Annotated in this window: 11 protein-coding genes and 2 pseudogenes; 11 read left to right on the top strand and 2 right to left on the bottom strand. The window is 65.8% G+C overall.

Translation table 11 applies throughout. The features are described from left to right. Positions 1-142 precede the first annotated feature (142 nt). The 7 genes from istA (at position 143) to ACSHT8_RS11235 (ending at position 8564) form a co-directional block, all read left to right on the top strand. Complete coding sequence (gene istA / locus ACSHT8_RS11265; RefSeq protein ID WP_436502041.1) at positions 143-1756, top strand: IS21 family transposase; 1614 nt, start codon at positions 143-145, stop codon at positions 1754-1756. After that, positions 1753-2526 carry an IS21-like element helper ATPase IstB gene (gene istB / locus ACSHT8_RS11260; protein WP_436497248.1) on the top strand — a complete coding sequence of 258 codons (774 nt, stop codon included), beginning with the start codon at positions 1753-1755 and terminating at the stop codon, positions 2524-2526. The genes istA and istB overlap by 4 nt, the downstream gene beginning before the upstream one ends. Positions 2527-2777: 251 nt before the next feature. Then, positions 2778-2987, top strand: coding sequence for a DUF6355 family natural product biosynthesis protein (locus tag ACSHT8_RS11255; RefSeq protein ID WP_436500363.1), 210 nt, complete (start codon positions 2778-2780; stop codon positions 2985-2987). Between the two features lie 204 nt (positions 2988-3191). Further along, positions 3192-3725, top strand: coding sequence for a hypothetical protein (locus ACSHT8_RS11250; protein ID WP_436500361.1), 534 nt, complete (start codon positions 3192-3194; stop codon positions 3723-3725). Between the two features lie 420 nt (positions 3726-4145). Continuing rightward, the gene (locus ACSHT8_RS11245; protein WP_436500359.1) at positions 4146-4760 is read left to right on the top strand and encodes an RNA polymerase sigma factor; all 615 of its coding nucleotides are present in this window, start codon (positions 4146-4148) and stop codon (positions 4758-4760) included. A 399-nt stretch (positions 4761-5159) separates the two neighbouring features. After that, positions 5160-5372, top strand: coding sequence for a hypothetical protein (locus ACSHT8_RS11240; protein ID WP_436500357.1), 213 nt, complete (start codon positions 5160-5162; stop codon positions 5370-5372). Positions 5373-5870: 498 nt separating this feature from the next. Further along, positions 5871-8564, top strand: a complete 2694-nt coding sequence (locus tag ACSHT8_RS11235; protein ID WP_436500355.1) for a type 2 lanthipeptide synthetase LanM family protein — start codon at positions 5871-5873, stop codon at positions 8562-8564. 391 nt (positions 8565-8955) lie between these two features. On the opposite strand, the pseudogene ACSHT8_RS11230 reads toward ACSHT8_RS11235, so the two are convergent. Continuing rightward, positions 8956-10378 (bottom strand): annotated as a pseudogene (locus tag ACSHT8_RS11230) (IS3 family transposase). A gap of 622 nt (positions 10379-11000) precedes the next feature. On the opposite strand from ACSHT8_RS11230, the pseudogene ACSHT8_RS11225 reads away from it, so the two are divergent. The 3 genes and pseudogenes from ACSHT8_RS11225 to ACSHT8_RS11215 all read left to right on the top strand — a co-directional run. Then, positions 11001-11366, top strand: a pseudogene (locus ACSHT8_RS11225) (Wadjet anti-phage system protein JetD domain-containing protein); the annotation flags it as partial. 167 nt (positions 11367-11533) lie between these two features. Then, on the top strand, positions 11534-12874 hold the full coding sequence (locus tag ACSHT8_RS11220) for a hypothetical protein (protein ID WP_436500354.1): 1341 nt from the start codon (positions 11534-11536) through the stop codon (positions 12872-12874). Beyond that, complete coding sequence (locus tag ACSHT8_RS11215) at positions 12765-13991, top strand: DUF6880 family protein (protein ID WP_436500352.1); 1227 nt, start codon at positions 12765-12767, stop codon at positions 13989-13991. The genes ACSHT8_RS11220 and ACSHT8_RS11215 overlap by 110 nt, the downstream gene beginning before the upstream one ends. Positions 13992-14526: 535 nt before the next feature. Here ACSHT8_RS11215 and ACSHT8_RS11210 read toward each other — a convergent pair. Beyond that, complete coding sequence (locus ACSHT8_RS11210) at positions 14527-15261, bottom strand: hypothetical protein (protein ID WP_436500350.1); 735 nt, start codon at positions 15259-15261, stop codon at positions 14527-14529. 1900 nt (positions 15262-17161) lie between these two features. On the opposite strand from ACSHT8_RS11210, the gene ACSHT8_RS11205 reads away from it, so the two are divergent. Continuing rightward, positions 17162-25483, top strand: a complete 8322-nt coding sequence (locus tag ACSHT8_RS11205; protein WP_436500348.1) for a LamG-like jellyroll fold domain-containing protein — start codon at positions 17162-17164, stop codon at positions 25481-25483. Positions 25484-25492 lie beyond the last annotated feature (9 nt).

Here is a 25492-nt window from a genome sequence, read left to right as displayed (position 1 = left end):
CACGTAATTCCCCAGGTCGGCGCTCACGTAATTCCTCACCTGTTGGTGGGCGTGTCGTCGTTGGTGTGGTCCTCGCAGGACGAAGGCTGCCTCCGTTGGATCGAGCTGACGGAGGCCCGGATTGGCGAGGAGAACGTTCAACGTGGTCGACGTGACCGAGATCTTGATCCATTGGCATGCGGGCAGGTCGCAGAGTGAGATCGCGACGAGTCTGGGGGTGGACCGCAAGACGGTGAAGAAGTATGTGGCCCCGGCGGTGGCGGCGGGGTTGGCGCCGGGCGGGCCGGCGAAGCCGGCCCGGGAGTGGGAGGAGTTGGTGCGGGGCTGGTTCCCTGGGCTGGCGGACATGCGGTTGCGGCAGGTGACGTGGCCGGAGTTCGACAAGCACCGGGACTTCATCGTGGCGATGCTGGCCGCGGGGGTCACCAAGCAGACGATCTGGCAGCGGTTGGCCGACGAACACGGCCTGTCGGCGAGCGTGGCGTCGTTGAAGCGGTATGTCGCGGCGAACCTGCCCGAGGAGGACCGCCGAGCCCAGGTGACGGTGCTGCGGGACGATCCGCCGGCGGGTGAGGAAGCCCAGATCGACTACGGCTATCTCGGGTCCTGGACGGACCCGGTGGGTGGTCGGAAGAAGCGGGTGTGGGCGTTCGTGATGGTGCTGGCCTGCTCGCGGTTGATGTTCGTTCGCCCGGTGCTGACGATGGACCAGCGATCCTGGACCGAGGCCCATGTCGAGGCGTTCGCGTTCTTCGGCGGGGTCCCGCACCGGCTGGTTCCGGACAACCTGCGCACCGGTGTCGACCGCACCGACCTGTATGACCCGAAGATCAACCGCTCCTATGCGGAGTTCGCCGCCCATTACGGGACCCTCGTCGACCCGGCTCGGCGCGGCAAACCGAAGGACAAGCCGCGGGTGGAACGGCCGATGCCCTATGTCCGGGACTCGTTCTGGCGGGGCCGCGAGTTCACCTCGGTGGCGCAGATGCAGGCCGCCGCGGTCGTGTGGTGCCGGGAGGTGGCCGGGCGGCGCTCGGCCCGCCCGCTGGCCGGTGCCTCGCCGATGTCGGTGTTCGAGGCGGTCGAGGCCGACGCGTTGCTTGCGTTGCCGCGTAAGCCTTTCGTCCTGGCGACGTGGTCGGCGGGCACGATCGGCCCGGACATCCATGTCAAGGTCGGCAAGACGCTCTATTCGGTGCCGTGGCGTCATATCGGCCGCCGGGTCGATGCCCGTGCGACCGCGACGATGGTGCAGATCTTCGATGCCGGTGAGTTGATCGCCACCCACCCGCGCAAACCGGCCGGGAAACAGACCGATTTCGCTCACTATCCGCCGGAGAAGATCGCGTTCAGGATGCGGACCCCGGTCTGGTGCCGCTCCCGCGCTGTCAAGGTCGGGCAGGCGTGTGTCGCGGTGATCGCCGAGCTGCTGGAGGTCAACGCACTGTTCCGGCTGCGCGCCGCCCAGGGCGTGCTCGGGTTGGCCGACAAACACGGCCCCGCCCGGCTCGAAGCGGCCTGCGCCAAGGCGATCGCGGTCGGCGACCCGTCCTATCGCACGATCAAGGGCATCCTCGCCGCAGGCCTGGAGGCCGACCCGCCCCGACCATCCACCGGTGACGGTGGCGCCGCGGCGTTCCTGCACGGTCCTTCGCGGCTGTTCGTGAACGTCGTGGCCATGCCCACCGCGACCCCCGTGCCCGGCGCGGACACCGCCACCACGAACGACGAGTCGGACACGGAGGTGTCGGCGTGATCATCGACGTCGCGCTCGAACAGGCGCTGCGCAACCTGAAGCTGTCCGGGATGCTGCAAACCCTCGACGCCAGACTCGCCCAGGCCCGAGCCGGGGAACTCGGTCACATCGAGTTCCTGCAGGTCCTCTGTCACGACGAAGTCGCCCGCCGCGAGTCCCAGGCCATCGACCGGCGCATCCGCCGAGCCCAGTTCGAGGAACAATCCACCCTCGAAGGCTTCGACTTCGCCGCCAGCCCAAAGCTGCCCGCCGCGCAGATCCGCGACCTCGCCGCCCTGCGCTGGCTCGCCGCAGGCGAATCCGTCGTCCTCTATGGACCCGTCGGTGTCGGGAAGACCCATGTCGCGCAAGGACTCGGACACCTCGCGATCCGGCAGGGCGCCGAGGTCAAGTTCACCAAGACCAGCCGAGCCCTGGCCACCCTCGCCGGTGGACACGCCGACCGCAGCTGGGACAAACGACTCCGCGAACTGGCCAAACCCGCCGTGCTCATCCTCGACGACTTCGGCATGCGCGAACTCACCGCACCACAAGCCGACGACCTCTACGAACTGATCTCCGAACGCGCCGCCGCGGGCCGCTCGCTGATCCTGACCTCCAACCGCTCGCCGGTGGACTGGTATCCGCTGTTCCCGAACCCCGTGGTCGCCGAGTCACTGCTCGACCGGCTCATCAACACCAGCCACCAGGTCTTCATGAACGGCCCCAGCTACCGACCCAACAAACGACCCAACCGGGCCGCCCAACGACCCCAGGAGGCCACCGGGTAGAACATCACCAAGGACCCACCACCTGCGGAATTACGTGAGCACAGGCGCCGGGAATTACGTGAGCGCCGACACTGCGGACGCTCCGAAACTGGAAACAGCTCCAACAACGGTCCGCACCCCTTCACAGAAGGCTAAGCGGGACCTCGGGGCCGCCGCAGGCGAGAAGGAGAATCTGCGGGAGATTCACCTGATGGGGCGAAATCAACTCGACAGTTTCACCCACCGTATTCGGTTTCACCAGGGGAGGAATCATGAACAGCAATCGCATCCGTGCCGTGCTCGTCGCGATCACCGCAGGCGCCAGCGTGTTCGGGGCGCCTGACCAGGCGAGCGCGGCACCCGACGTGCAAGCGGGATCGCAGTGGAAGTGCGGTTTCTACCTCACGCCCGGCGACCCGCAGGGAACCAAGTCGCGCTACTTCCATTGCGGCTACAACCACATCATGATCCGGGTCCACTGAGCAACGGCGCGAGCGGGCTCAGCTGCATCGAGCCGTGGGAGAACCACCCGTTTTGGTGGGACGGCCCGCATGTCGTGGTCAACGCCTACTTCGTCCCGGTGCCCCCGCGCGTGCTGACCGCGCCGAGTGGGCGCCTTGTGTGCGCGGCGAGCCAACCCACCAGCTAGGGCCATATCGTCGAGTTAGCCTCGGTTAGGAGCCACTGTGGGAACCATCGGACGCGCCGCCCGCTTCACCCTCGTGATCGCCGCAGTGCATCTCGGTGGATGCGCGAAGACCCCGACACCTGACCCGGCGGCCAGCGCACCTGCGCCGACCACAAGCACCTCATCGGCCGATGAGCAAGCGATCGAGTCGTACGTGGCCATGTGGAGCGATGTCGCCGACGCGGCGACCACCTCGAACTGGCAATCGCCTCGGTTGACCGACCACGCGACCGGCACCGCGCTCACGGTCATCACCGATTCGCTTCGCAAGGACAAGGAACGTGGAGTGGTCACGAAGGGCCGCCCGACGCACAACCCTCGGGTGCCTTCCCAGGACGCGACCGGTGACCGGGACATGGTGAGGGTCGAGGACTGTGGCGACAGCACCAATTGGCTGAAGTACCGATCCGACACAGGACAGCTTGCCGATAACCGCCCTGGCGGCCGCCGTGCGATCACTGCGGAACTGGTTCGTGCGGAGGGCGCCTGGAAGGTCCGGGAGTTCGCGGTCCAGGAGGTGGGGACATGCTGACGCGCCATGCCCCTGCGGTCGTGGTCGGCGCGATGCTGCTGATGCCGGCGACCGCCGTGGCCGACGACTGGTGGGGGGACGTGACCTGTCACGGATCGGGGTGCGATGTCGCAGCTGGAGCTGGCGCCACGACGAAGGCGGATGGCACTGGCAATGCGCCACCATCTCATCGGCCGGTCCAGCGCGATGGCTCTAAACCGGCTGCACCATGCGTTCCGTCAGTTCCGTCGGGGTTGACGGACCCGATCGACCAGTCGGCGTGGCGCGAGTTCGCCTGCGGCGGACAGGTCGCTTTCGGATCGGTTGACGGGCCATCGGTGGCCAGCGACCCGGCCGCGGTCGCGCTGGTGGCGCGGGATCGGCTCAGGCTTCCGACGCCAGTGATCGGGTCCAGCCCACCTGGCGCGGACAAGTACAAGTGTGGACATTTCCCCTAGGGCCCGTGCTCGGGTCGGCGACCACGCCGCATTCGGCGAGTTGTATCGCGAGTGCGCGCGAGCGATCTACAACCATGCGTTCCGTCTCACCGGGAGCTGGTCTGTCGCAGAGGATGTGGTCGCGCTGACTTTCCTCGAGGCGTGGAGGCTGCGGTGGCGGGTGGAGCCGGGGATTGGTTCGCTTCGTCCCTGGCTGTTCGGCATCGCGACGAATGTCGTGCGCAACGTCACCCGGGCGAAGAGGCGGCACGCCGCCGCCATGGCCAGGTTGCCCGCTGCGGACGATGTTCCCGACTTCGCCGAGGACGTCGTCGATCGGGTCGACGACATCGAACGCATGGCGCGAGTTCATGCGGCGATGGCGACGCTTCGTCAGGCGGAGCGGGAGGTGTTCGCGCTGGCCGTGTGGGCTGGACTCGACCACGCCGCGACCGCACAGGCGCTTGGTGTTCCGGTCGGCACCGTGAAGTCCCGCCTGTCGCGGGCCAGGCAGAAGCTGCGCGAGCAGCTCGAGTCGATGGAACCGTCGACCAGTTACGGACAGGTACAGAGGAACCGCGACAACGCGGTCCGGTCGATCCGGGAGAGCAACCGATGAACCCGTCGTCGTTCGATCACCACATCGCGGTGGAGGCCGGATTGTCCGTGCCTGCCGAACGGGACATGCCTGGTCACCGTCACGACGCACTTTTGGAGTTCTTGATGTCCGAGATGTCACCAACTACCACACAAAAGGCCCGTTGGCCGCGCCGATGGGCGGTGGGGGGCACCGCCACCGCGGCGGCCGCACTCACCGCTGTGTTCGGTCTATCCGGGACAGCTGCCGCCTGGCAGGTCACCGACGGGCCGGGAGGCACGGTGAGGGTGCAGATCCATGAATTCCGTGACCCGGAGGGTCTCGAGCGTCGCCTGCGCGAAGTAGAGTATCCCCGCTACCATCGACTACCTGGAATCCGACCGGTTCTGCAAGTACGCGGACCCAGTCGAAGGGCAGACCATGCCCGGCGAGGTGTTCATCGGCGACGGCGAACCCAGCTCGACATCCTTCGATCTACGCCGCGGCGTGCTCAAGCCGGACGAGATCGTCAACGTCACCGTCTACACCTCCGGGAACACGCCAACAGTCGTGTCCAGCGCGGTCGTCCTCGGCCCCGACCCACAGTGCGAGTTCGTCGACTGGACCTTCGGCGATGGCCCCGCTACTCCGTAGGAAACGCGGTCGGCGCGAGCCGGGCCGGCGGCCTTCGATGGCCCACAGCGTCGGTACGGACGAACGCTGGACACATCGCACCGCGACCGGACAGTCATGCGGTCGCGGCGATGGCAGCGCCGGTGATCGCCGACACCGAAACCACGTCTGGGCGATCTGCTCGCCCGGAACTTCGAGCCAGCCCGTTGTGTGCGTGACCCGACCGAACCGGTCGCGGCCGATCGATCGTATTGAAGGTAGCGACTCCTAAGGAGGTTGATCACATGCAAGCCGTCGCGACTCTTGACGCAATCGAGGCATGGCGATTGGGCCACGACAGGTTCGGGGACATGGAGAACCCAGCTGGCCCCCAGTTCCCAATCACCGCACCCGTCTCGTTCGAGACGTATATCACGTGCCCGCTTACTGAGTGCCTTACATGTGAAACGAAGTAACCGGTGCAAGTTGCCTACCGGTGCCTGCGACACCCTGTGTCGCAGGCACCTTTAGGAGAGCTCTATGCTGAAGGAATTCGCGGCCCAAGTCGGCCTGGTCGAACCACTGGTCGCACCCCATGCTGAAGCGATGCGTGTCGACCTCGCGACTAGCGCGCCCGGCCTTGACGGCGACGAACGTGAGGCAATGTGTCAGGGGTTCTCGCGCGCAGCGGAAACTTATTTGCTGTCACGGTTGGAACGACTGCTCCGACTCGAGTACCAAGCCGCCCGTGCCACCACAAACATCGACTCGTCTCCGACAGACCTGACTCCGCTGGACTTCTCCCTCGCGGTTTCCCGGCGAGTGTTCTGGGACCGGCTGGCTGTGACGTATCCTGCCCTGGCGAGCCGGGTGGAGTCCGTCCTGACATCGCGACGCCGCGGCGCCGCGGAACTCGCGTCCCGACTGTGCGCCGACCGGAGCCGTCTGGCTGAGTTCATACCTGATGGGCGGATGAGCCATATAGAGTTCGGCACGGGTGACAGTCACAATGGTGGACGCGCGGTCGCCAGGCTTGACTTCGACGGGCGATCGGTGCATTACAAGCCGCGCTCTTTGCGCGTGGACCGGGCGCTCCGCGCACTGATTAGCGAGGTCCATGCATATACTCCGGACGCGCCTTTGCTTGTTGTGCCGCGAGTGATTCTTGGAGAAGACTACGGCTGGGCGGAGCACGTGGAATCCCGTTCTTTCGTGGAAGGTGAAGAACGGGCCGAGTATTATCGACGATCCGGTTCCTGGCTCGCTCTCGCGGATCTGCTGGGCGGCACGGACCTCCATTGGGAGAACGTCGTGGCTGCGGGTGGCTCGCCCGTTGTGGTCGATTGCGAGACGATGTTCACGCCTGTTGAGTCAGCAGGGCTGGTCAGCGGTGCCGATGCAGTGCGGCGGGCCCGCAAGGCGCTCACTGAAGGGGTGACGCGCACCGGCTTGTTGCCTAGGCCTCATCCAGCCTTACCGGGAAAGATGGTACCTGGCGGAATAGGGCAACATGGTGCCCACGAGCTCGCTGATTTCGCGGGGACCGTCGCTGTAGGCTTTCACGCTTACCATCGAGCTCTGCGAGCGTTCGATGCGGACGGCCGCCTGGCGCCGGCGCTCGAGGCGTTCGGTGATTGCCAAGTCAGAATCGTGCTTCGCCCATCGCAGCTGTACTTCGAGCTTATTCATGGTTTGTGGCATCCTGCGTCCTTGTATGACATGAGCAAGGCCACTGACCAGGTGGAACGGATCTTGGTGGACCGCGGGCATATCGGGATTCCGTCTGAGGTCGAACAGGATGTCGTCGCGGCCGAGATCGATCAACTACTAGTCGACGACGTGCCGATCTTCACGTGCCTTCCCTCCAGTGGTAACGCGACCGACGCGGTAGGCAATTCTGTGAAAAACCACGGGAATCTGGTGGAGACCGCGCTGCGGCGTTGGCGGCGGAAGGACCCGCACACTGACCTGCGGGCGATAAGAACCATTCTTTCCTCGCGAACGCAAGTCTCGAGAGGCTTATCTTCTGCGCCAGCGCTCTATGGGCACCCCCTTTCTGTGCGCAAACGCGCCCTCATGGAACGAGTTGTCGACCAACTTGCTGATGCGGCGATGTGGGGCGACGATGGCACCGTGGCCTGGATGGCTCTTAGGGCGACCTCAACGTTCACCAATGTGGAACCGCCAAGTCTTGACTTGTACTCCGGATTGGGGGGAGTCCTCGTCGCACTGGCCGCATACCGGAAATGGGCAGATCTCAGCGGAATCCCCGCGGTTCCAGCGACGGATCAGCTGATTCGAGGCTTGGTGCACACCCTGTCCCGCGGCGGCGGCGCGGAGCAAGGCGACGCACGTGGAGGTTTCACGGGGACGGCATCACTGCTCCCGACTTGGATGATCCTCGAACGCCTCGGTGTACCTGGTGCTCGCCGACGGGCCCGATCGTGCGCCGACGATGTCGGAGTCCTCAGCTTTGACGCTACCGAGACAGTCGATCTCATCGGCGGACCCGCAGGACTCATCGTGCCTCTGCTCGGAGTGGCCCGCCGAAACACTCGCCACCCCTACCTGGACGCGGCCCGGCGTTTAGCCGAGGTGATCGAGCTGCGCGCCGAAACGAGTGATAATGGGGTCTGGTGGCCGTCGCCGGACGGCAGTGTGAAGGTGGGCTTTGCTCACGGCGCCACGGGCGTCGGCTGGGCGCTCGGGCGACTCGGGTTGGCCACCCGTGAGCCGCACTGGATCGCACTGGCACGGCGCGCATTCGAGTTCGCCGACCACTACTACTACTACTCATCGGACAACATCGGCTGGGCGGAGGACACCACCCACGCCGATGTCCGTCCCGTGACGTGGTGCCGGGGCAGCGTGGGCATCGGACTGGCCGCCTGGGATCTGCATCAACGGCACGTTGCGAGCGACGGCTACTTCGCCGACATCGCACATCGGGCGCGAGCGACCCTGACTTTCGACGACGAGCATGACTCGACTCTGTGCCACGGCATTCTGGGGCAATGGGAGCTCGCCCGCGCGCTCGACACATCTGGACCGACGCACGGTCTTGATGAGGCTGTGCTGACCCACCTCGAAGACGATCTACATTCCCGCGACCTGGGACCTCGCTGGGAGTTTGTCGGCCTGCTCGATGGCCTGTCCGGGCTTGTCTACCAGTTGGCGCGAAGCGACTTCCCTGGAGAAATCCCGTCAGTGCTCCTGATCGAATCCGGTGACTGAGGCTTCCTGTAAGCGGTGGCCAAGCGCGCCGAGCACCTGTGCCCGCGGCCCGTTTTCCCTGTCCGCGACGGTGAGGCGGCGGTGGCCGCCCGTTTGAAGCGGGTGGGCTGGTGCGGGCTCGGGAACCGCACTGGTCTAGGTGACCGTACGGAACATCATTCCCGTCGGGCCGACAGCTCACGGCGGAGGACGCGCGCGGTGGCTGTCGCTATGGCGGCGGCGAGCACGGTGGCCGCCCTCGCGGGTGCTGCCAGCATTCTGACCGGCGTGCCGCAGGCCTTCCACGGATTCGTCGAGGACTACCTCAGTGAGGAACTGGGTGTGAGAGGCGGGGGGTGACGGCATGGTCCTCGACCTCGGAATTTGTCAAGGTGAATGAGACCAGTGGGTGTTAGGCGGCTTCTGTGTCGGTCTGCTGGTTGGTGTCGTCGGCTGGCCGATTGATCCAGACGGTGTCTGGCAGGTCGAGGATCTTCGGTGCTGTGGTGATACCGCCGAACCGGTGTGGGTGACGGGCGCGTGCCTGTGCGAGCACGGTGCGCCTGCCAGCCGCTGTGGCGGCGGCGAGTCCGAAGTGGATGCCGGCGGGTGTGTGCAGGCCGATGCCGGTGTGCCGGTGCTCGTGGTTGTACCAGTGGGTGAACTCGTCCATGAACTTCCTGGACTCCATGAGCGATCCGCGAAGCGTTCGGGGAACTCCGGGCCGTACTTCAGGGTCTTGAACAGTGCTTCGGAGTACGGGTTGTCGTTGGACACCCTGGGCCTGGAGTGTGATCGGGTGACGTCGAGATCGGCGAGCAGGGCCGCGACGGTCTTGCTGGTCATCGACGTGCCCCGATCGGCGTGCACGACCTGCGGAACGCCGTGGACGGAGAAGATCTGTTCCATGAGTTCCTTTGCCAGGACACCGGATTCATGGGCGTGGACGTGGACGCCGACGATGTACCGGGAGTAGATGTCGATCATCACGTAGGCGTCGTAGTAGGTGCCTTTCACCGGGCCGGCGAGCTTGGTGATGTCCCAGCTGTAGACCTGCCGGGGCGCGGTCGCGACCAGCTCCGGGCACACCCTGGCCGGATGACGCGCGAGCCGGCGTCGTTCCCTGACCTGCCTGTTGTCCGCCGGCACCCGGTACATCGTGGACACCGAGCACAGGTAGACGCCCTCGTCGAGCAGTTGCGCGTAGACCTGCAACGGCGCCAGGTCCACGAACCGCGGGCTGGTGAGCACCTCGAGAATCCGCAGGCGTTCCAGGACGGTCAGCTTGTTCACCGGCGCCGATACCGGCCGCGGCAGCACCGGCGGCGTGCGTGTGGTGGCGACCTTGCTGTGGCGGATCACCGTCGAGCGCACCAGCCCGGTCAGCACCGCGGCCTGCCTCGTCGACACGCCATCGGCGGTCATCGACGCATAGGCCTGGGTCAGCGTTTCTTGCGCTTCTCGTCGGAATCCGCTCTCTCGGACAGACTTTCCAAGAGGGCGTGCGCTTTTCCCATGATGTCAAGCGCGGCCTCGGTAGTGTCCAGCCGCTTGCTCAACCGGGCGTTCTCCCGCGTGAGCCGGGCGATCTCAGCCTGCTCCGCGGACAGCCTGCCGACCTTCTCCCCCGGCGCCTTGCCCGCCAGCACCCCGGCGTCACGCTGCTTGCGCCACTCGCTGATCAACGACGAGTACAAGCCCTCCCGCCGCAGATACCCGCCGCCGTCGCCGCGCTCACACGCCTGTTCGTAGGCACTGAGATGCGCGAGCTTCTCCGGCGCGGTGAACGCGCGCCGCCGCCTCGGCCCGTCACCACGCGGCTGCTGGGAATCCATCCGCCCATCATCGTCCTCGATCACCGAGGACCTGGCCTTGCGGGTCATGTCAATCGATCCGAATCTCGCCCTGCGTCAGGCCGGTTTGCTGTGAACCACTGGACTCAACTCACCCTGACACGCAGGGGTCCGCTACGAAGCCACCGTCCACATCGCCACGATCAACGAGTGGCTACGACTTTGAGACACTGCCTAGCCCCAACGGTGCGGGCGGTTGGAGTCAGGTGCCACCGCATGACGTCGGTGAACTGCTCACCCACTCCGGTTGGAGCGAGTCTTGCACGCTGCCGCCGAGTGATCCGCCGGACGCGCCATCCCGAGTGACGGTGACGGGTTCCGTGTTGACCTCCATCGATCACGGGATCACGTATCGCGGACTCAGCGGCGCACAGTACGAACTTTACGGCTGGCGCCAGCACATCCCGCCCGCATCCATTTCACCTACCTCGATCCAGCCCACCGGTCCGCAGGCGGTCGAAGATACGACTCTGCGACGGTCGGCGATCGCGTCCCGTTGCCGTATCAGCCAGAGGTTGTGATCATCTCCGAGAACAAGGACACCGCCATCCACTTCCCGGAACTGGCTGGCGGTCTATCGGTCTAGGGTGTCGGTCGCGGTGGCGGAACGGCTGCGGCCTTCGACTGGATCACTCGTGCTCCGCGCGTCTTCTATTGGGGCGACATGGACGCCGGCGGACTCGAGATTCTCGACGGGTTCCGGGCTGCTGGAGTACCTGCAAGGTCGATCTTGATGGATCAGAACACCTATGAATCCTGGGAACAGTTCGGCACAAGCGTCGATCGGCACGGCAAGCCACTCGGGCCACGCACGGCGCGACCGGTTCCGCACTTGACCGAGACTGAGCGCGCTCTGTATCACCAGATCATCTCGCCGAACTGGACCCGCCATCGTCGCGTCGAGCAGGAGCGGATACCGCTGAGCGAGGCGCTCGCACAGGTGAATCGCGATGTGTCCACGCAGCAATGAACCCCGCAACGTGGCTGAGTGTCGACCCGGCGTCGTCGAGCAATTGTGCCAGAGGTTCGCGAGCTGTTTGATGGCCAGACAGTAGTGACAGACGAACGGTCCACGTCAGCTCCACACGTAGAACGGGGCGTATCCCGTTTTGTCCGGCCGCCGGTACGGTTGCCTCGATGACCACGCACACCACACCAGCCGTCGAGCCCACCGCACTTGGCGACACCACGGTCGACGATCTGATCGCCCGCGCCGGGGACCTCAAGGGCGAACTGGTGGCGTTCGCCCAGAGCCCTCAATTCGCGAGGCGGCTGGACGCGTTGCTGTTCGATGCCGCGGATCGCCGCGGCCACCTGGACGAGGCCACTGCTGTGCTCACCATTGACCACTTCGCGTTGCAATGCCGCCTTTCTGGTGGGCGCACTGTTGTCGAGCGGTTTGTCTCGCAGCGGCAGCCGCGGTTGTCGGATGATGAGCGGGCGATGGTGCTTGGCTGGCGCGACGTCGTCGAGGGGTATTTCGAGGTCCGCCGTTTCGATTGCGATGCCGTGGAACTGCACAACCTTGTTGATGATCTCGTTTACCGCGTCTACTCGAACATGGGGCGCAGTGTTTTCGCCCTGCTCCGCAGGGGGATGTTCGTCATGGGCCGGATTGTGCCGGTCCATCCGGCAACCGATGCCTGGTTGGTCAGCGGGCATTTCGCTCCGTTCCCGAAATCCGCGCGGCGCGAGATCGCCCAGACCGTTGCCCAGCAGGTTGCCGCTCACCCGGAAGTGTTGCGCCGCAACCCGGTCCTGCTCCAGCGGGGCTGGGAGGTTCAGGCCGAGCATCGCGCGGAGTTCATCGCTCAGGTCGGTTCTGATCTCGTGGTGCTGCTTCCGCACGACGCGCGGGAGACGTTGTGCGAGCACTACCGGCGCCTGCGGGAAAATGCAGTGGCACGTCTTGAGGGTAAGGCGGCGAAGCGTGCCGCTACCACCGGTCCGGCACCTGGGGACCTGAGCCGGTTGCCCGACGAACTGTTGGATGCCGACAGCGTCGCGCTGGTCTACGACGAGGTCGAAGGGCTCTGCTTCTATCGCGACTTCGACCGCTCGACGCGCTGTTCGCCGACCCCGCATTGGTCCGTGACCGTACCCGTCTTGCCCAGTTGCGCGAGTACCTCGACGACGAGTCGGTGTCGCCGCCGGCGATCCGCCGCCTGGTCCAACGTCACCCCGACGGCGCTGACGCGGTCTTTCGCACGCTTCTGCGCAAACCTGGCTTCTCCTGGTCGCGGGACGGGGAGAAATTGCTGCAACGCCACAAGAAGTCCTTCTTCGACCGCGAACCGATGCCCAGTGTCTCGATCATCGGCGAACGCCTCGCCGAGCTTCTCCGCACGACGCGATAGGTGCTGCGCGCGTGGCGAGTGTGGAAGTGGAGCGGGTACGCCGGTTGATCGACGGGCTGCGCCGCGACCGTCGGACGCACCCGTATCACGGGCGACAGGAGTATTACCGGCTGGCGAGTGATGTCGTTGCCGCATGTGAGGCGCTGATCGAGAGTGAGCCCACGGCTGTACCGACCCTCGCGCGACGCGCGGTCGATCTCGTGACCAAGGCGCTGATGTACATCGATGGCTCGTCCGGCATCGTGCATGCGCTGATGGCCGTGCACGCACGTGCCTGCGTCACAGCACCGCCCGATCCGAAGCGGCTGGCGGGGTGGCTGGTGAAGCTGCGGCTCGATGGTCCTGGCTGGCCGGACTTTGAACTGCGCGACTACGCGGATGCACTGGGGGACAAGGGCCGTGCTGAACTGGCCCGGGTGGTCGAAGATCGTGCCAAGACGGCTGAGCCGGACCTGCACGGCAGGACACCATTCGGGATCCGCGTGCTGCGCGAGCAGCTTGCCGAGATGTCCGGCGACGTCGACCACTACATCGCGGTGCTGGGTGAAGATCTCTACGCCGCGTACCAGTATCTCAAGATCGTCGACGCGCTGCGGAACGTCGGACGCGCGGCTGATGCCGAACGCTGGGCTCAACGCGGGCTGGGGATCGGCAATCCGATCGACAAAGGCAGGCTTCGTGACGTCTACGTGGACTTGCTGCTCGAACGCGGTGCCGCCGACAAGGCACTCGGCATGCGGTGGCGGCTGTTCGACCAGCACCCCACACAGACCCACTACAACGACCTGCGCCGCACCGCCGAACGCACCGGCGCCTGGCCGGGGCCACGAGACAACGCGATCGGGCGGCTACGCGACGCCACCACAGGGCAGCCCGCCTTCGCCGACCAGCTCATCGGCGTATTGCTCGACGAGGGCGAACTGGACGAAGCATGGCAGGCAGCGGTCGATCATGCCGATGACCTGCTCGAGTCACGCTGGCATCAGCTTATCGAGCTGCGCCAACCCATCCACCCGCAGGACGTGCTGGAACCATGGCAACGGCTCATCCAGCGGCGACTGGACGCCAGCACCGACAAGCACCGGTACGGCAAGGCCATCACGATGCTCCGGCACCTCCGTGACGCCTACCGAGCAACAGGTGACGAGACCGGTTTCGGAGCGTACCTCGACCGTCTGCGAAACCAGCACAAACGCAAGACCTCGTTCATCGTCAATCTCGACCGCGCCAACCTGTGACGCCACCGCCGCTTCGCCTTTCCGCGCGGAGTCAGCCTTGGGGACCTCCGGCCGGAATGCCTTGACCATGCCGGGTCGGGTTCTCACACCGGTTTGGCTGGAGCAAATCTGGAGAGTCCACATGGTCTGAACGGGCTTATACTGCTCTCAACGACGGTGAACGGAACCGCTATGGCCTGCGGATCCATTGTCGCCGCAGGTGGAGGGCGCCCTGGACATCACGCTGGCAGTGTGAGGGTCGAGACGTCCCCCCGCCTCCATGCCGCAGTCGAGGGCCGGTCGTGTGACCTCTCGAAGGTGGGAACATGGCGGTGGGAGCAAGCGGTGGGAGCAAGCGGTGGGAGCAAGCGGTGGGAGCAGATTGGGAGCCGCGCGGCGCGTTGTGTTGCGCCGTGCGGCTCCCAATTGCTTTGTGTTGCGGTCAACGACGTGCAGGAGTTCTGTTTCCGCAGGTCAGAGGGCTTGTCGATCTATGTTGACACGGTAGGGGTCACTGGTTCAATCCCAGTATCGCCCACCAGTATGTTCATGCTGGTCAGACGGCCTTTCGGTGATTCACATCGAAAGGCCGTTCTGCATTTCCAAGCCCTCTTGACCGCCGTGTGACCGTTCGATTCGCCGCGGGTGTGGCTGGGTTGTGCCTGGTCGTGGCGGGAAAACGGCGTGATCGTTTGACCGTCATTTGACCGGGTTGGCGCAGTTGACGACGGTCGATCGCGCTCTGGTGGGGCGAGGTCGGTGTCGTGGGGCGGATGCGTTCGAGGCCGTCGAGGGCTTGGTCGCGCTGTGTGGGGATGGTGTGGAGGTAGCGTTCGGTGGCGCGCAGGCTGGCGTGGCCGAGGCGTTCGCGGACGGTCTGCAGGTCAGCGCCGCCGGCGAGAGCCATGATGCGTGGGCGTGGCGGAGGTCGTGGACACGGACGCGTTGGGTGATCCCTGCGGCGGCTAGTGCCGGTTTTCCAGATCCGTTGTCGGAACCAGTAGCGCGACACATGCCGGTTGGTATTGGCGGCGGGGCGGATCGGTGGGCGGTCGAGCCCGTTGTCGCGTCGGGTCGCACGGTAGGTGGCGTAGGCGCCTCGGCGATCCTGGCAGCGGCATTGGTGCCCGGAGTACATCGTCAGGGTGCCGTGCCGGTTTTCGCGGTTGGGCGGCTCCGCGTCACTGGTGGTCTCGGGTGGATGGGTGCTGCGGCGGCTGGTGGCGGCGAACAGCAGGTCGCCGGGTGTCAGGTGCTCAGTGGCGGTGTATGCGGCGAGGCGGTCGACCAATGGGCGGGGGGAGTGAGACCCGTCGGTAGTGCTTGTTCTTCGGGTAGTGCTTGACGTGGAACCGTTCCCTGCGGGTCGCCGCCCCTTGGCCGCTGATCTCGCCGACCGTACGCGCCGCGGTCACCATCCCGGTCGCACAGTCGAGGTCGGTCACGCGCAGTTCCGTCAGTTCTCCCCACCGCATGCCTGAGGCGACCGCGTTCGACCAAGAGCCGCCATCGCTCGGCGGGTAGGGCCGCGACGAGGGCGTCGACCTCGCCGGGTGTGACGATGCGCAGTGGCTTGGGTGGGATGGGCGGGGTGCGTACGCCGCGGCAGGGGTGCGCTGTGATGAGCTGGTCGTTGAGCGCGGTGGTGAAGATGGCGCCGAGGACGGTTCTGCAGCGACTGAGCGTGTATGTGGAGGCGCCGTTCCGTCCGGCGTCGGCGATGAACGCGCGTACGTCCGCGGGGCGGATCTGGTTCATCCGCATCCGACCGAACCACCCCATCAGCTACTTCGCCACAACATGGGAGTACCCCTCGCGCGTGGTCGCCTCCATCACGTGGTTGGGCAGCCAGACGGCGAGCACGTACCGGTCAAACCCCTGGCGCCCCGCCCTGAGGTCCACAAGCCGCCCGTCGCGCACCCTGGCCTCGGCACCCCGCCACGCGCGATCCGCCTCCCGGCGGGTGCCGTACGTCCCCGCCGAGACTTCATCACCGCGGGCATCCCAGAAGTACGCCGTCTATCGACTAGAGCCGCCTCTGGCTATCCGCCGTCGTGACCGACCCATGATCAACACCACTCTTCCTTCCTGAAGCTTGTCGATAGTCGCCCGCGCGGACATGAACCCGGGGCGCCCCTGGTCTCAGCGGTTTCGTGCAGTCGGCAACTGGACGGACGTGCTACCCACGTCATTGGTCCGCCACCCATGCCAGGACGCGGCCCTTTCTAGAGGCCTGAATTGAAAGCGGCGTCTCAGGAGGCTTGACGCGGTCGAAGCTCGCCGACGAGCCGGGGTGCGGCGGTCCGGGGCGCGTTGGGTGTAGTTGGTCGCGGCCCGAGTCCTGTAGGGGACCTGTAGGACAAACTCGTCTTACAGCCCCCTCTAAGAGATCCACTAGTTGAGGTCGGACGAATCTGCCAGTTTGGATTTACGGGGACCTATTAATGACCTTGCATATGCGAGGACATACACGGGTGGAATTTCACGTAAACCACCTTGATCACGACTTTCGTTGACTACGAGACGCTCTTGATCATCTTCGCGGGTGACGGGTGTCGCACTCAGTGGGATCGTGTTGACGTCTGGTGTCGAAACGTCTTACCTTTCGCGCGTCTTTACGCAACACGGGCTGTCGGGGACCGTGGTGATCCTCTGGGGATTCCGTGATGTTCCGACGTTCTTCGCGTCCGCGCGCGTCTGTCCGTGCAATGGCCGTCTTCGTGTCGTGCACGTTGGCCCTTACCGCTGGGCAGGTGCCGTCGGCCGCCGCTGTTGGGGCGTCGAGTCAGCCCAGCGCTGAGCCGATCGGTGAGATGCCGGTACAGCGGTCGGGTTCGGCCGCTGGGCTGAGCCACGCGGTCGGGGCCGAGGCCACGCGGGCAGGTGAGCCATTGAAGCCGGGCGGTCCTCCCGCGACCGGTGGAGTTGGTCCGGACGTTGACCGGCCGGTTGTTCCCCAGGCCGAACGGCCCCTGGCTCAGACGCAGGTCAAGGTCGAGCCGGGGGTGTCGTATGCGGATCCGGGGTCGAGGCGGAACCGGGAGGTTGGTCGCACCGCGACGTCGTCGGTGTTCGAGAACGCTGACGGTTCGAAGACGCTGCGGACGTATCACGGTCGGAAGTTCGACCAGGCGCCCGATGGGAATTGGGTCGAGATCGATGACCGGTTGGTCGCCGATGGTCAAAGTTGGGTGACCAAGACTGATTCGGTGGTCAAGCGGTTCGCCGCGCGGGCTGACCAGTCGCCGGTCGCGTCGGTGCAGTTGACCAGGCAGACCTCGTTCGGGTACAGCGTCGCCGGGGTCGCTGGGTCGATCGGCTCTGTTTCTGGGGATGAGATCACCTATCCGGATGTTCGGCCTGGTGCTGACCTCAAGCTGCGTGCGTTGCCGGGTGGTGTGAAAGAGGCTGTCGTCCTGAAGTCGAAGGACGCGCCCACGCAGTGGGAGTTCCCGCTGGTGTTGGAGGGGCTGACCGCGTCGATGGACGCGGGGTCGGTGGTCCTCAAGGACAAGACCGGCTCTGTCGCGGCTGTGATTCCGCCGGGGTTTATGGAGGACTCGAAGGTCGATCCGCGCAGCGGCGATGGCGTTCGGTCGTACGCGGTCGCCTACGAGTTGCTTTCCGCGGGTGGTCGGCAGGTTTTGCGGGTGACGGCTGACTCGGCTTGGGTTCGTGATCCTGCGCGTGTATTTCCGATCGAGATCGACCCGACCACCGAGAGCAAGTCGGCCAATGGGTCGACCTGGGTGCAGTCCCCGTATACCAACGACCACTCCGGCGCGATCGATCTGCGGGTGGGCACGTTCAACGGCGGCACCAACAAGTCGGCTGCGTACCTCAAGTTCGACAACATCAGCTCGGAGCTGGCCGGCAACTACATCATGGGCGCCAAGCTGTTCATGTACGAGACGTATTCCTACTCGTGCAACGCTCGGCCGGTTTACGTCCACGCGGTCACCGAGGGGTGGAGCCTCACGGGCAACAAGACCTACCCCGGTCCCGGCTATGGCGCGGAGATCGCGAACGCCAGTTTCGCGGCGGGATATGACTCAACGTGTCACCCGAGTGGCAAATGGCAGGGGATCGACCTCGGCAACGCGGGTCGTGATCTCGTCCACGGCTGGACCCATGGCGCGCCCAACAACGGGTTGACGGTACGGGCGTCGGAAACCGACACCTACGGTTGGAAGAAGTTCGCCAGCAAGAACACCCCCAACGCCCCCTACCTCGACATCACCTACACCCCGTACTGGGCGACCTATCAGGTCGGGGCGATGAGCCCGAACGTGTCGTCGACATCCGACGGCAAGATGCAGGTGACGGTCACCAACCACGGCCGCGACACGTGGACGCCGACGAACAACTACAAGCTGAACTACCGTCTGTGGGACGGCAACGGCGTCGAGATCAACAGCAGTGTCGTCAACGACATGCCGCACAATGTCGCACCGGGTCAGAGCGCGACCATCAACGCCACGGTGAAGTCGCTCGCTCCCGGCTCGTACACGTTGCGCTGGGACATGGACTACTACGGCTACACCAGGTTCAGTTGGACGGGTGCGCCGATGTCGGGTGCGGTGACGTTCACGATCCCGAACCAGGAACCGGTCATCGACTCGATGTCGCCGCCGAGCAACTTCACCGCGGACACGCTCACCCCGATCCTCGCGATGACCGCCCATGATCGCGACAACTGGCCCAACACCGGCCTGGCGTACCACTTCGCGATCTGTGACGGCGAAGGCTACGTGAACTGCACGGTTTCGGACTGGCTCGGCTCGCCCATGTGGACGGTGCCCGCGGGCAGGCTCAGATGGGGCCAGTCCTACGTCTGGCACGGCCAGATCGGCGACTGGAACACCAACGGCCCGTGGAGTGCGCCCTCCCACATCAGCCCCAGGGTCCCGCAACCATCGATCACCAGTCACCTCGCCCGCGGTAGCGCCGCCGACGGCGCGTTGGAGCCTGGAGTCGGCAACTACACGGCGTCGGCCACCGACGCGGTCACCGGCGCGGTCGGCCCTGATCTGTCCGTCGTTCGCACCTACAACAGTCTCGACTCCCGCCGAGCCTTGGCGTTCGGCGCGGGCTGGGCGTCCCGGTACGACACCGCGCTGGCTGTCGACGGTGATGGCTCCGGCAACGTCGTAGTCACCTACCCGACCGGGAGGCAGAGCCGATTCGGAAAGAACTCCGACGGCTCCTTCGGCGCTCCACCCGGCAGCCCCGACGTTCTCGTCGCGGTGACGGGCGGCTGGACCCTACGGGCGGCTGGACCGACCACCTACACGTTCAATACCTCGGGCAAGCTGACGAAGATCAGCGACGCGTACGGCCGCGAACAGCGCCTCGACTACGACGCGACAAGTGGGCGGCTCGCGACCGCGACCGACGTGGTCTCCGGCCGCGCGATCCAGTTCACCTGGACCGGCGCCCACGTCACCCGAGTGACAACCAGCCCGGGCGTGACGTTGGCATGGAACTACACCTACAGCGGCGACAAGCTCACGCAGGTGTGTGACCCGACATCGGCGTGCACCACCTATGACTACGCCAACGCGGTGCACTATCCCAACGTCGTACTCGACGCGAACCCCAACGCCTATTGGCGGCTCAACCCGAGCGGCTCGTCGACCGCGACCAACTCCGCCCCGATCTCAGGCCCAACGGCCAACGGCACGTTCTCCGCGACCACTACAGTCGACGGTCCGATCACCACGACGGCCAGCTTCGACGGCGTCAACTCCCACGTGCGCGTCCCTGACAACACCGCACATCTGCGCACTCACCTGAGCGTCGAATTGTGGTTCCGCACCTCGGCGACCGCAGGCGGCGTGCTCTTCAGCACCGCGAACAACCAGCCCGGCGACGCGACTCCCAGCAACGGCGCCATGCCGGTGCTCTACGTGGGGACCGACGGCAAGCTCTACGGACACTTCTGGAATGGCCAGGTCGCCGGCATCGTCACCCCCACCGCCGTGAACAACGGTGCCTGGCACCACGTCGTGCTCACCGGAGCGCGCAACACCCAGACGCTCTACCTGGACGGCGCGGTAGTCGGTACGCAGGCCGGTGACATCGCCAACTGGGATCCGTACACCTACATCGGCATGGGCCCGGTCATGAGCAACCCATGGCCTGCCAAGCCCACCGACAACTGGGGCCACTTCGCGGGCCAGATCAGCGACGTCAGCTTCTATCACCGGCCCCTGCCCGCCGCCACCGTCACCGAGCACTTCCTCGCGGCCGGACCGGTCCCGGTGCTCACCAAGATCACCAGACCGGGAGGGGCGGTCGAGGCCGCCGTCACGTACGAGCCGGTACGCGACCGGGTCGACAAGCTCACCGACGCCAACGGTGGCCAGTGGACGCTCAACCCGCCCAACCTTGTCAGCACCACCGAGAACACGGTTCGGCTCGTCAGCCCCACCAACGTCGGCACCACCTACACCACGAACCCGAGCCGGGGCGGCAGGGTAACCAAGGCGACCTACGACGGACAGCCGAGCAAGGCGTTCGCGTACGACGCGGGCGGCTTCGTCAACGAGATCATCGATGAGAACGGCAACGCCGTCTCCATGGTCAACGACAATCGCGGCAACGTGCTGTCCAAACGACCCTGCCGCGCAAGCGAGAGCTGCTACACCACGTACCAGTCCTACTACCTCAACCCGGCCGACGCGCTCGACCCACGCAACAACCGCGTCACCGAACATCGTGACGGCCGCTCGGCGAACGAGACCGACAACACCTACCTGACGACCTACACGTACACCGCGACCGGGAACCTGCTCAGCACGGCGACCCCCGGCGCAGACGCTTCCACCAAGCGCACCACGTCGTACACCTACACCACTGGCACAGAGGCCGCGGTCGACGGCGGAACCATGCCGCCGGGCTTGCCGCTGACCGCGACCAAACCCGGTGGCGGCGTGACCAGGTACGCCTACGCGGCCAACGGTGACCTCCGCAAGGTCACCGACCCGGCGGGCCTGGTGACCACATCCAAGTACGACGGCCTCGGCCGCGCCGTGGAACACATCGCTGTGTCCGACGCGATCCCCGCGGGCGCCAAGACCACCTACGTCTACGACGGCATGTCCCGGGTGACCGAGCAGGTCGACCCCGCCGTCACCAACGAGGTCACCGGCGTCGCCCACCAGCAGCGGATCAAGCACACCTACAACCCGTCCGGCACGCCGGCGACGTCGGTTGTCGAGGATGTCGCGGGCAACGACCCCGCCCGCACCGTGGGCTTCACCTACGATGCGTTCGGTCGGACCGCGACGGTCACCGATCCCATGGGCGGCGTCACCCGGACTGAGTACGACACGTCCGGTGCCCGCACGAAGCTCGTCGACGCGGGCGGCACCGAATACACCTACACCTACGAACCCTTGCGGCACCTGCCCGCGACCACGACGGTCAAGGGATTCACCGGCGACGGCACCGCAGCCCACGACGTGGTCACCGAGTCCAACGCCTACGACCCGGCCGGTCGGCTGGCCAGCCGCACCGACGCCATGGGCCGCACCATCCAGTTCCGCTACTACGCGGACAACCTGCTCTTCAACGACGTCCTCAAGGACTACACCGACCCGATCACCGGCACCAAGCGCGCGCAAAGCCTGCACGACCACTACTACACCGGCGGGTTCCTCTGGCAGACCGAGACCTGGGGCGGGCTGGCCATGTCCCTCTACACCCGGGACCCGGCGGGCCGCATCACCGAGGAGAAAACTGTCGACCAGCAGTGGTCGACCGGCTCGCACCGATGGGTCAAGCGCACCTACGACGCCGACGACAATGTCACCTCCGTCGTGCAGAAGTCGCCTCAGGGCGTGGCTGAACGGCAGGTCGACTACACCTACGACGCGCTGGGCCGCGAACTCACCTCGACACAGCACGATGGCACCGCCCGCCACATCACTCGCACGACGCGAGACCAGCGGGGTCTGGAGCTGAGCACGACCGACGCCAGGAACAACGTCACCACCTACCGCTACGACGCGACGGGACTGCGCACCAAGGTCACTCAGCCGCAGGTTCAGGTCGAGACCAACGGCGCCGCAGCGACCGCCGTGGCCCCGACGATGTCCTTCGGGTTCAACACCTTCGGCGAACTGTCCGAATCCGTCGACGCCAACGGCAACCGCACCACAACCACACTCGACAAGCTGGGGCGGCCGACGTCGGTCACGCAGCCCGCGTACACCCGCCCCGACACCGGCGCCGCGGTCGGCGGGCAGATCCAGTTCGCCTACGACGGCATGGGGCGAGTTCTCGAGTTGACCGACGCGGCAGGCGCCAAGACGACCTTCGCCTATGACCAACTCGGCAACCAGACCCGTCGCACCGATCCGTTGCTGCCCGGGAACAGCCAGCCGGGCGTGTGGACCGCGACCTATGACCCGCTCGGCGAGCAGCTGAAAAACGTCGACCCGACCGGTGCCACCAACACGTTCACCTACGACGAACTCGGCCGCAAGATCACCGAAACCGTCGTCGAGCGCGTTCCGGCACCGACGAGGAATCTCACGACCCGCTACCGCTACGACAAAATGGGTGGCCTGGCAGCGGTCACCACTCCGGACAACCGGGTGACGACCTTTGACAACGACGGCCTCGGCAGGCCGCTGACGACCGTCGACGCCGCGGGCAAGAGCACCAAGTTCACCTACGACGGCTTCGACCACGTCACCTCGACAACAGATCCGCTCGGCAACAAGGTCACCTACGGATACGACGGAGCCGCACGAGTCAAGACCCGCACCGAGCTGAACCCCGCTGGTCAAACGCTGCGGACACTGTCGGCCAGCTACGACGCAGTCGGCAACCAGGTCAGCACGACCGACGGAACCGGCGTCACCACGACAAACACGTTCGACGCGCTCAACAGGCTTCGCTCGGTGAGCCAGCCGATCGCCGCCGGCCAGGCCATCACCACGAGCTGGGGATACGACGCCGCCGGGCACGTCACCAGAACCACCGACGGCAACGGCAACAACACCGTCTACACCATCAACAGCCGCGGGCGCACCGAGTCCACTGTGGAACCGGCAACCACGCGCACACCTGCCGCCGCTGACCGCACCTACACCGCGTCCTATGACGGCGAGGGCAGACTGGTCACGATGGTCAAGCCCGGAGGGGTCAAGGTGGTTAACGCCTATGACCCGCTCGGGAACTTGGTCCGCCAGACCGGCACTGGCGCAGCCGTTTCTACGCAAGACCGCGTCCTGGGGCGCGATCTCAACGGCCGCGTCACATCGGCATCGGCACCCACCGGCACCAACACCTACACCTACGACGACCGCGGGAACCCGGTCACCGCAGGCGGTCCCGGCGGCACGTCCGGCTTCGCGTGGACCGGTGACGGCCAAGTCTCCTCAGCGACTACCACGGCGGGCACCACGGCCTACACCTACGACACCGCTGGCAGGCTGGCCACCGCTGTTGACCCGCTCACCGGCACAACCTCCACCTTCGGCTACGACAACGCCAGCCGAGTCACCAGCGTCGGCTACGGCGCGGGCAAGGCGAGTCGCAGCTTCGGCTACGACAACCTCAACCGGCTCGCGACCGACACGACCAAGGCCCCCGCTGGCACCGTTACCTCGTCGATCAGCTACGCCTACGACAACGCGGACCGTCTGACCGGCAAAACCACCACCGGCCTGGCCGGAGCAGCCGCCAACACCTACGGCTACGACCAGGCGGGCAGGCTGACGTCCTGGAACAACGGCACGACAACCACCGCCTACGGCTGGGACGGCGCGGGCAACCGCACCAGCGATGGGTTGACCACCTCGACCTACGACCAACGCAACCAACTGCTCACCCGCGGCACCACTACCTACGCCTACACAGCACGCGGCACCCTCAGCTCTTCCACCAACGGAACCACCACCACGCTGGCACACAACGCCTTCGACGAACTCGCCAGCGAGGGCACCGCCACCTACAACTACGACGCACTCGGGCGGCTCGCAAACCGCAACGGCACCGTCCTCACCTACGCGGGACCGAGCCAGGACATCGCAGGTGACGGCACCGGCAGCTACACCTACCTGCCCAACGGCACCCCGCTCGGCGTGCGCCAAGGCAGCCTCATCGGCCTGGCCATCGCCGACCGGCACGGCGACCTAGTCGCGGTCACCGATCCCGCCAACGGAACCGCCACGGCATCCCGTGCTTATGACCCGTTCGGTGAGCGAATCGCCTCTGCCGGAACACAACCCGCACTCGGCTTCCAGCACCAATACACCGATCCCACGACGGGCTCGGTCAACATGGGAGCCCGCTGGTACCGGCCTACCGCCGGCGGCTTCGGCTCGCGCGACACCGCGGTGCTTGACCCGAGGGACCGGGTCAACGCCAACCGCCACGGATACGTGGGCGGTGATCCGCTTGGACGGACCGACCCGACAGGTCACACCGTGTGCGCTGTGGCAATCGTCACAGGTCCAGCCGCCCCGGCGGTGGGTGGCGCCTGCGTCGCTGGACACGTGATCGCTTTCGGATTGACCTTTATCGCGCAGGAGGCCGCAGCGGAGGTGATGTCCGGTGGCACCCTTACGTGGGGAAAGCGGACACCGTGGCCCCGTCCAGATGTGAAGTCCAACCCCCGAGATGATGTGCCGTCGTGCCGCACCCACTGTTGGCGGCCGCCTGCACCGCCGAACACCCCACCGAACCGGCCTGGCCCGTGGACCCCGCCTGGGCCTGCACCGGGCAAGCGCAAAACGGCGTCCGGCGGTGGGGGCTCCGGCGGCGGTGGAGGTCATCGCACCCCGCAGGCGGACGAGAACAAGCTGCGGGTAATCCTCAACGCGCTCACCCCGCACACGAAGCCGGGCGCGACGACGTCGATCGCCGAATCGGTCGCTGACGGGATCGCAGGCATTGAGGATGAAGTGCTGGTTGCTCTGGGTCTCCTCGACCCGACACCGACAGAGATCTTCAATCCCCAGGAAGAAGCCGAGTCGGCTGGACGCCCCCGATTCGACATCGACCAGCGCAAACAGACCAGCCAGTGCGAGTCCGACGCCAACGGCGAATACTTCAACGACGGCCGGGAATGCTTCTACCGGGCGATGAGCGCCAAAGAATTCTCCCGCCTTCTAGGTAACGGCAGACTTCAGTTGCAGGAAAATAGGACCGAGCTGTTCGCCACCCGTAATCAGGAGTATTCGGCTGGGTATCTCGGATCCGGCTCCGCGGGGAAGAAGTACACGGTTCTGGTGGAGTTCGAGCTACACGGTGGTTCCACCATGGCCATGTATGACCCCAATGTGGCCCGGCGTGGTGATATCCCGGACGGGCCGCGACGCGGATGGCACAACGAATACTTGGGCCTTGGGTCGGTTGCTGGGGCTGATGGACGTTCCGACATACTGCATGTCAAGGCAGAGAACCCTGCAGTGTCGTATGGTTTCCGTAAGCTTACGATCGACCAGTACTTCAATGCGAATGTCGTGAGTGCGCGTGTGATTGGAGGCGTTGGGTGAGTAATCCGG

The sequence above is a fragment of the Actinokineospora sp. HUAS TT18 genome (genome assembly GCF_051364635.1).
Lineage (GTDB): Bacteria > Actinomycetota > Actinomycetes > Mycobacteriales > Pseudonocardiaceae > Actinokineospora.
The sequence above is the reverse complement of the archived record's forward strand: the minus strand, read 5'-3'. Positions and strand labels throughout refer to the sequence as shown.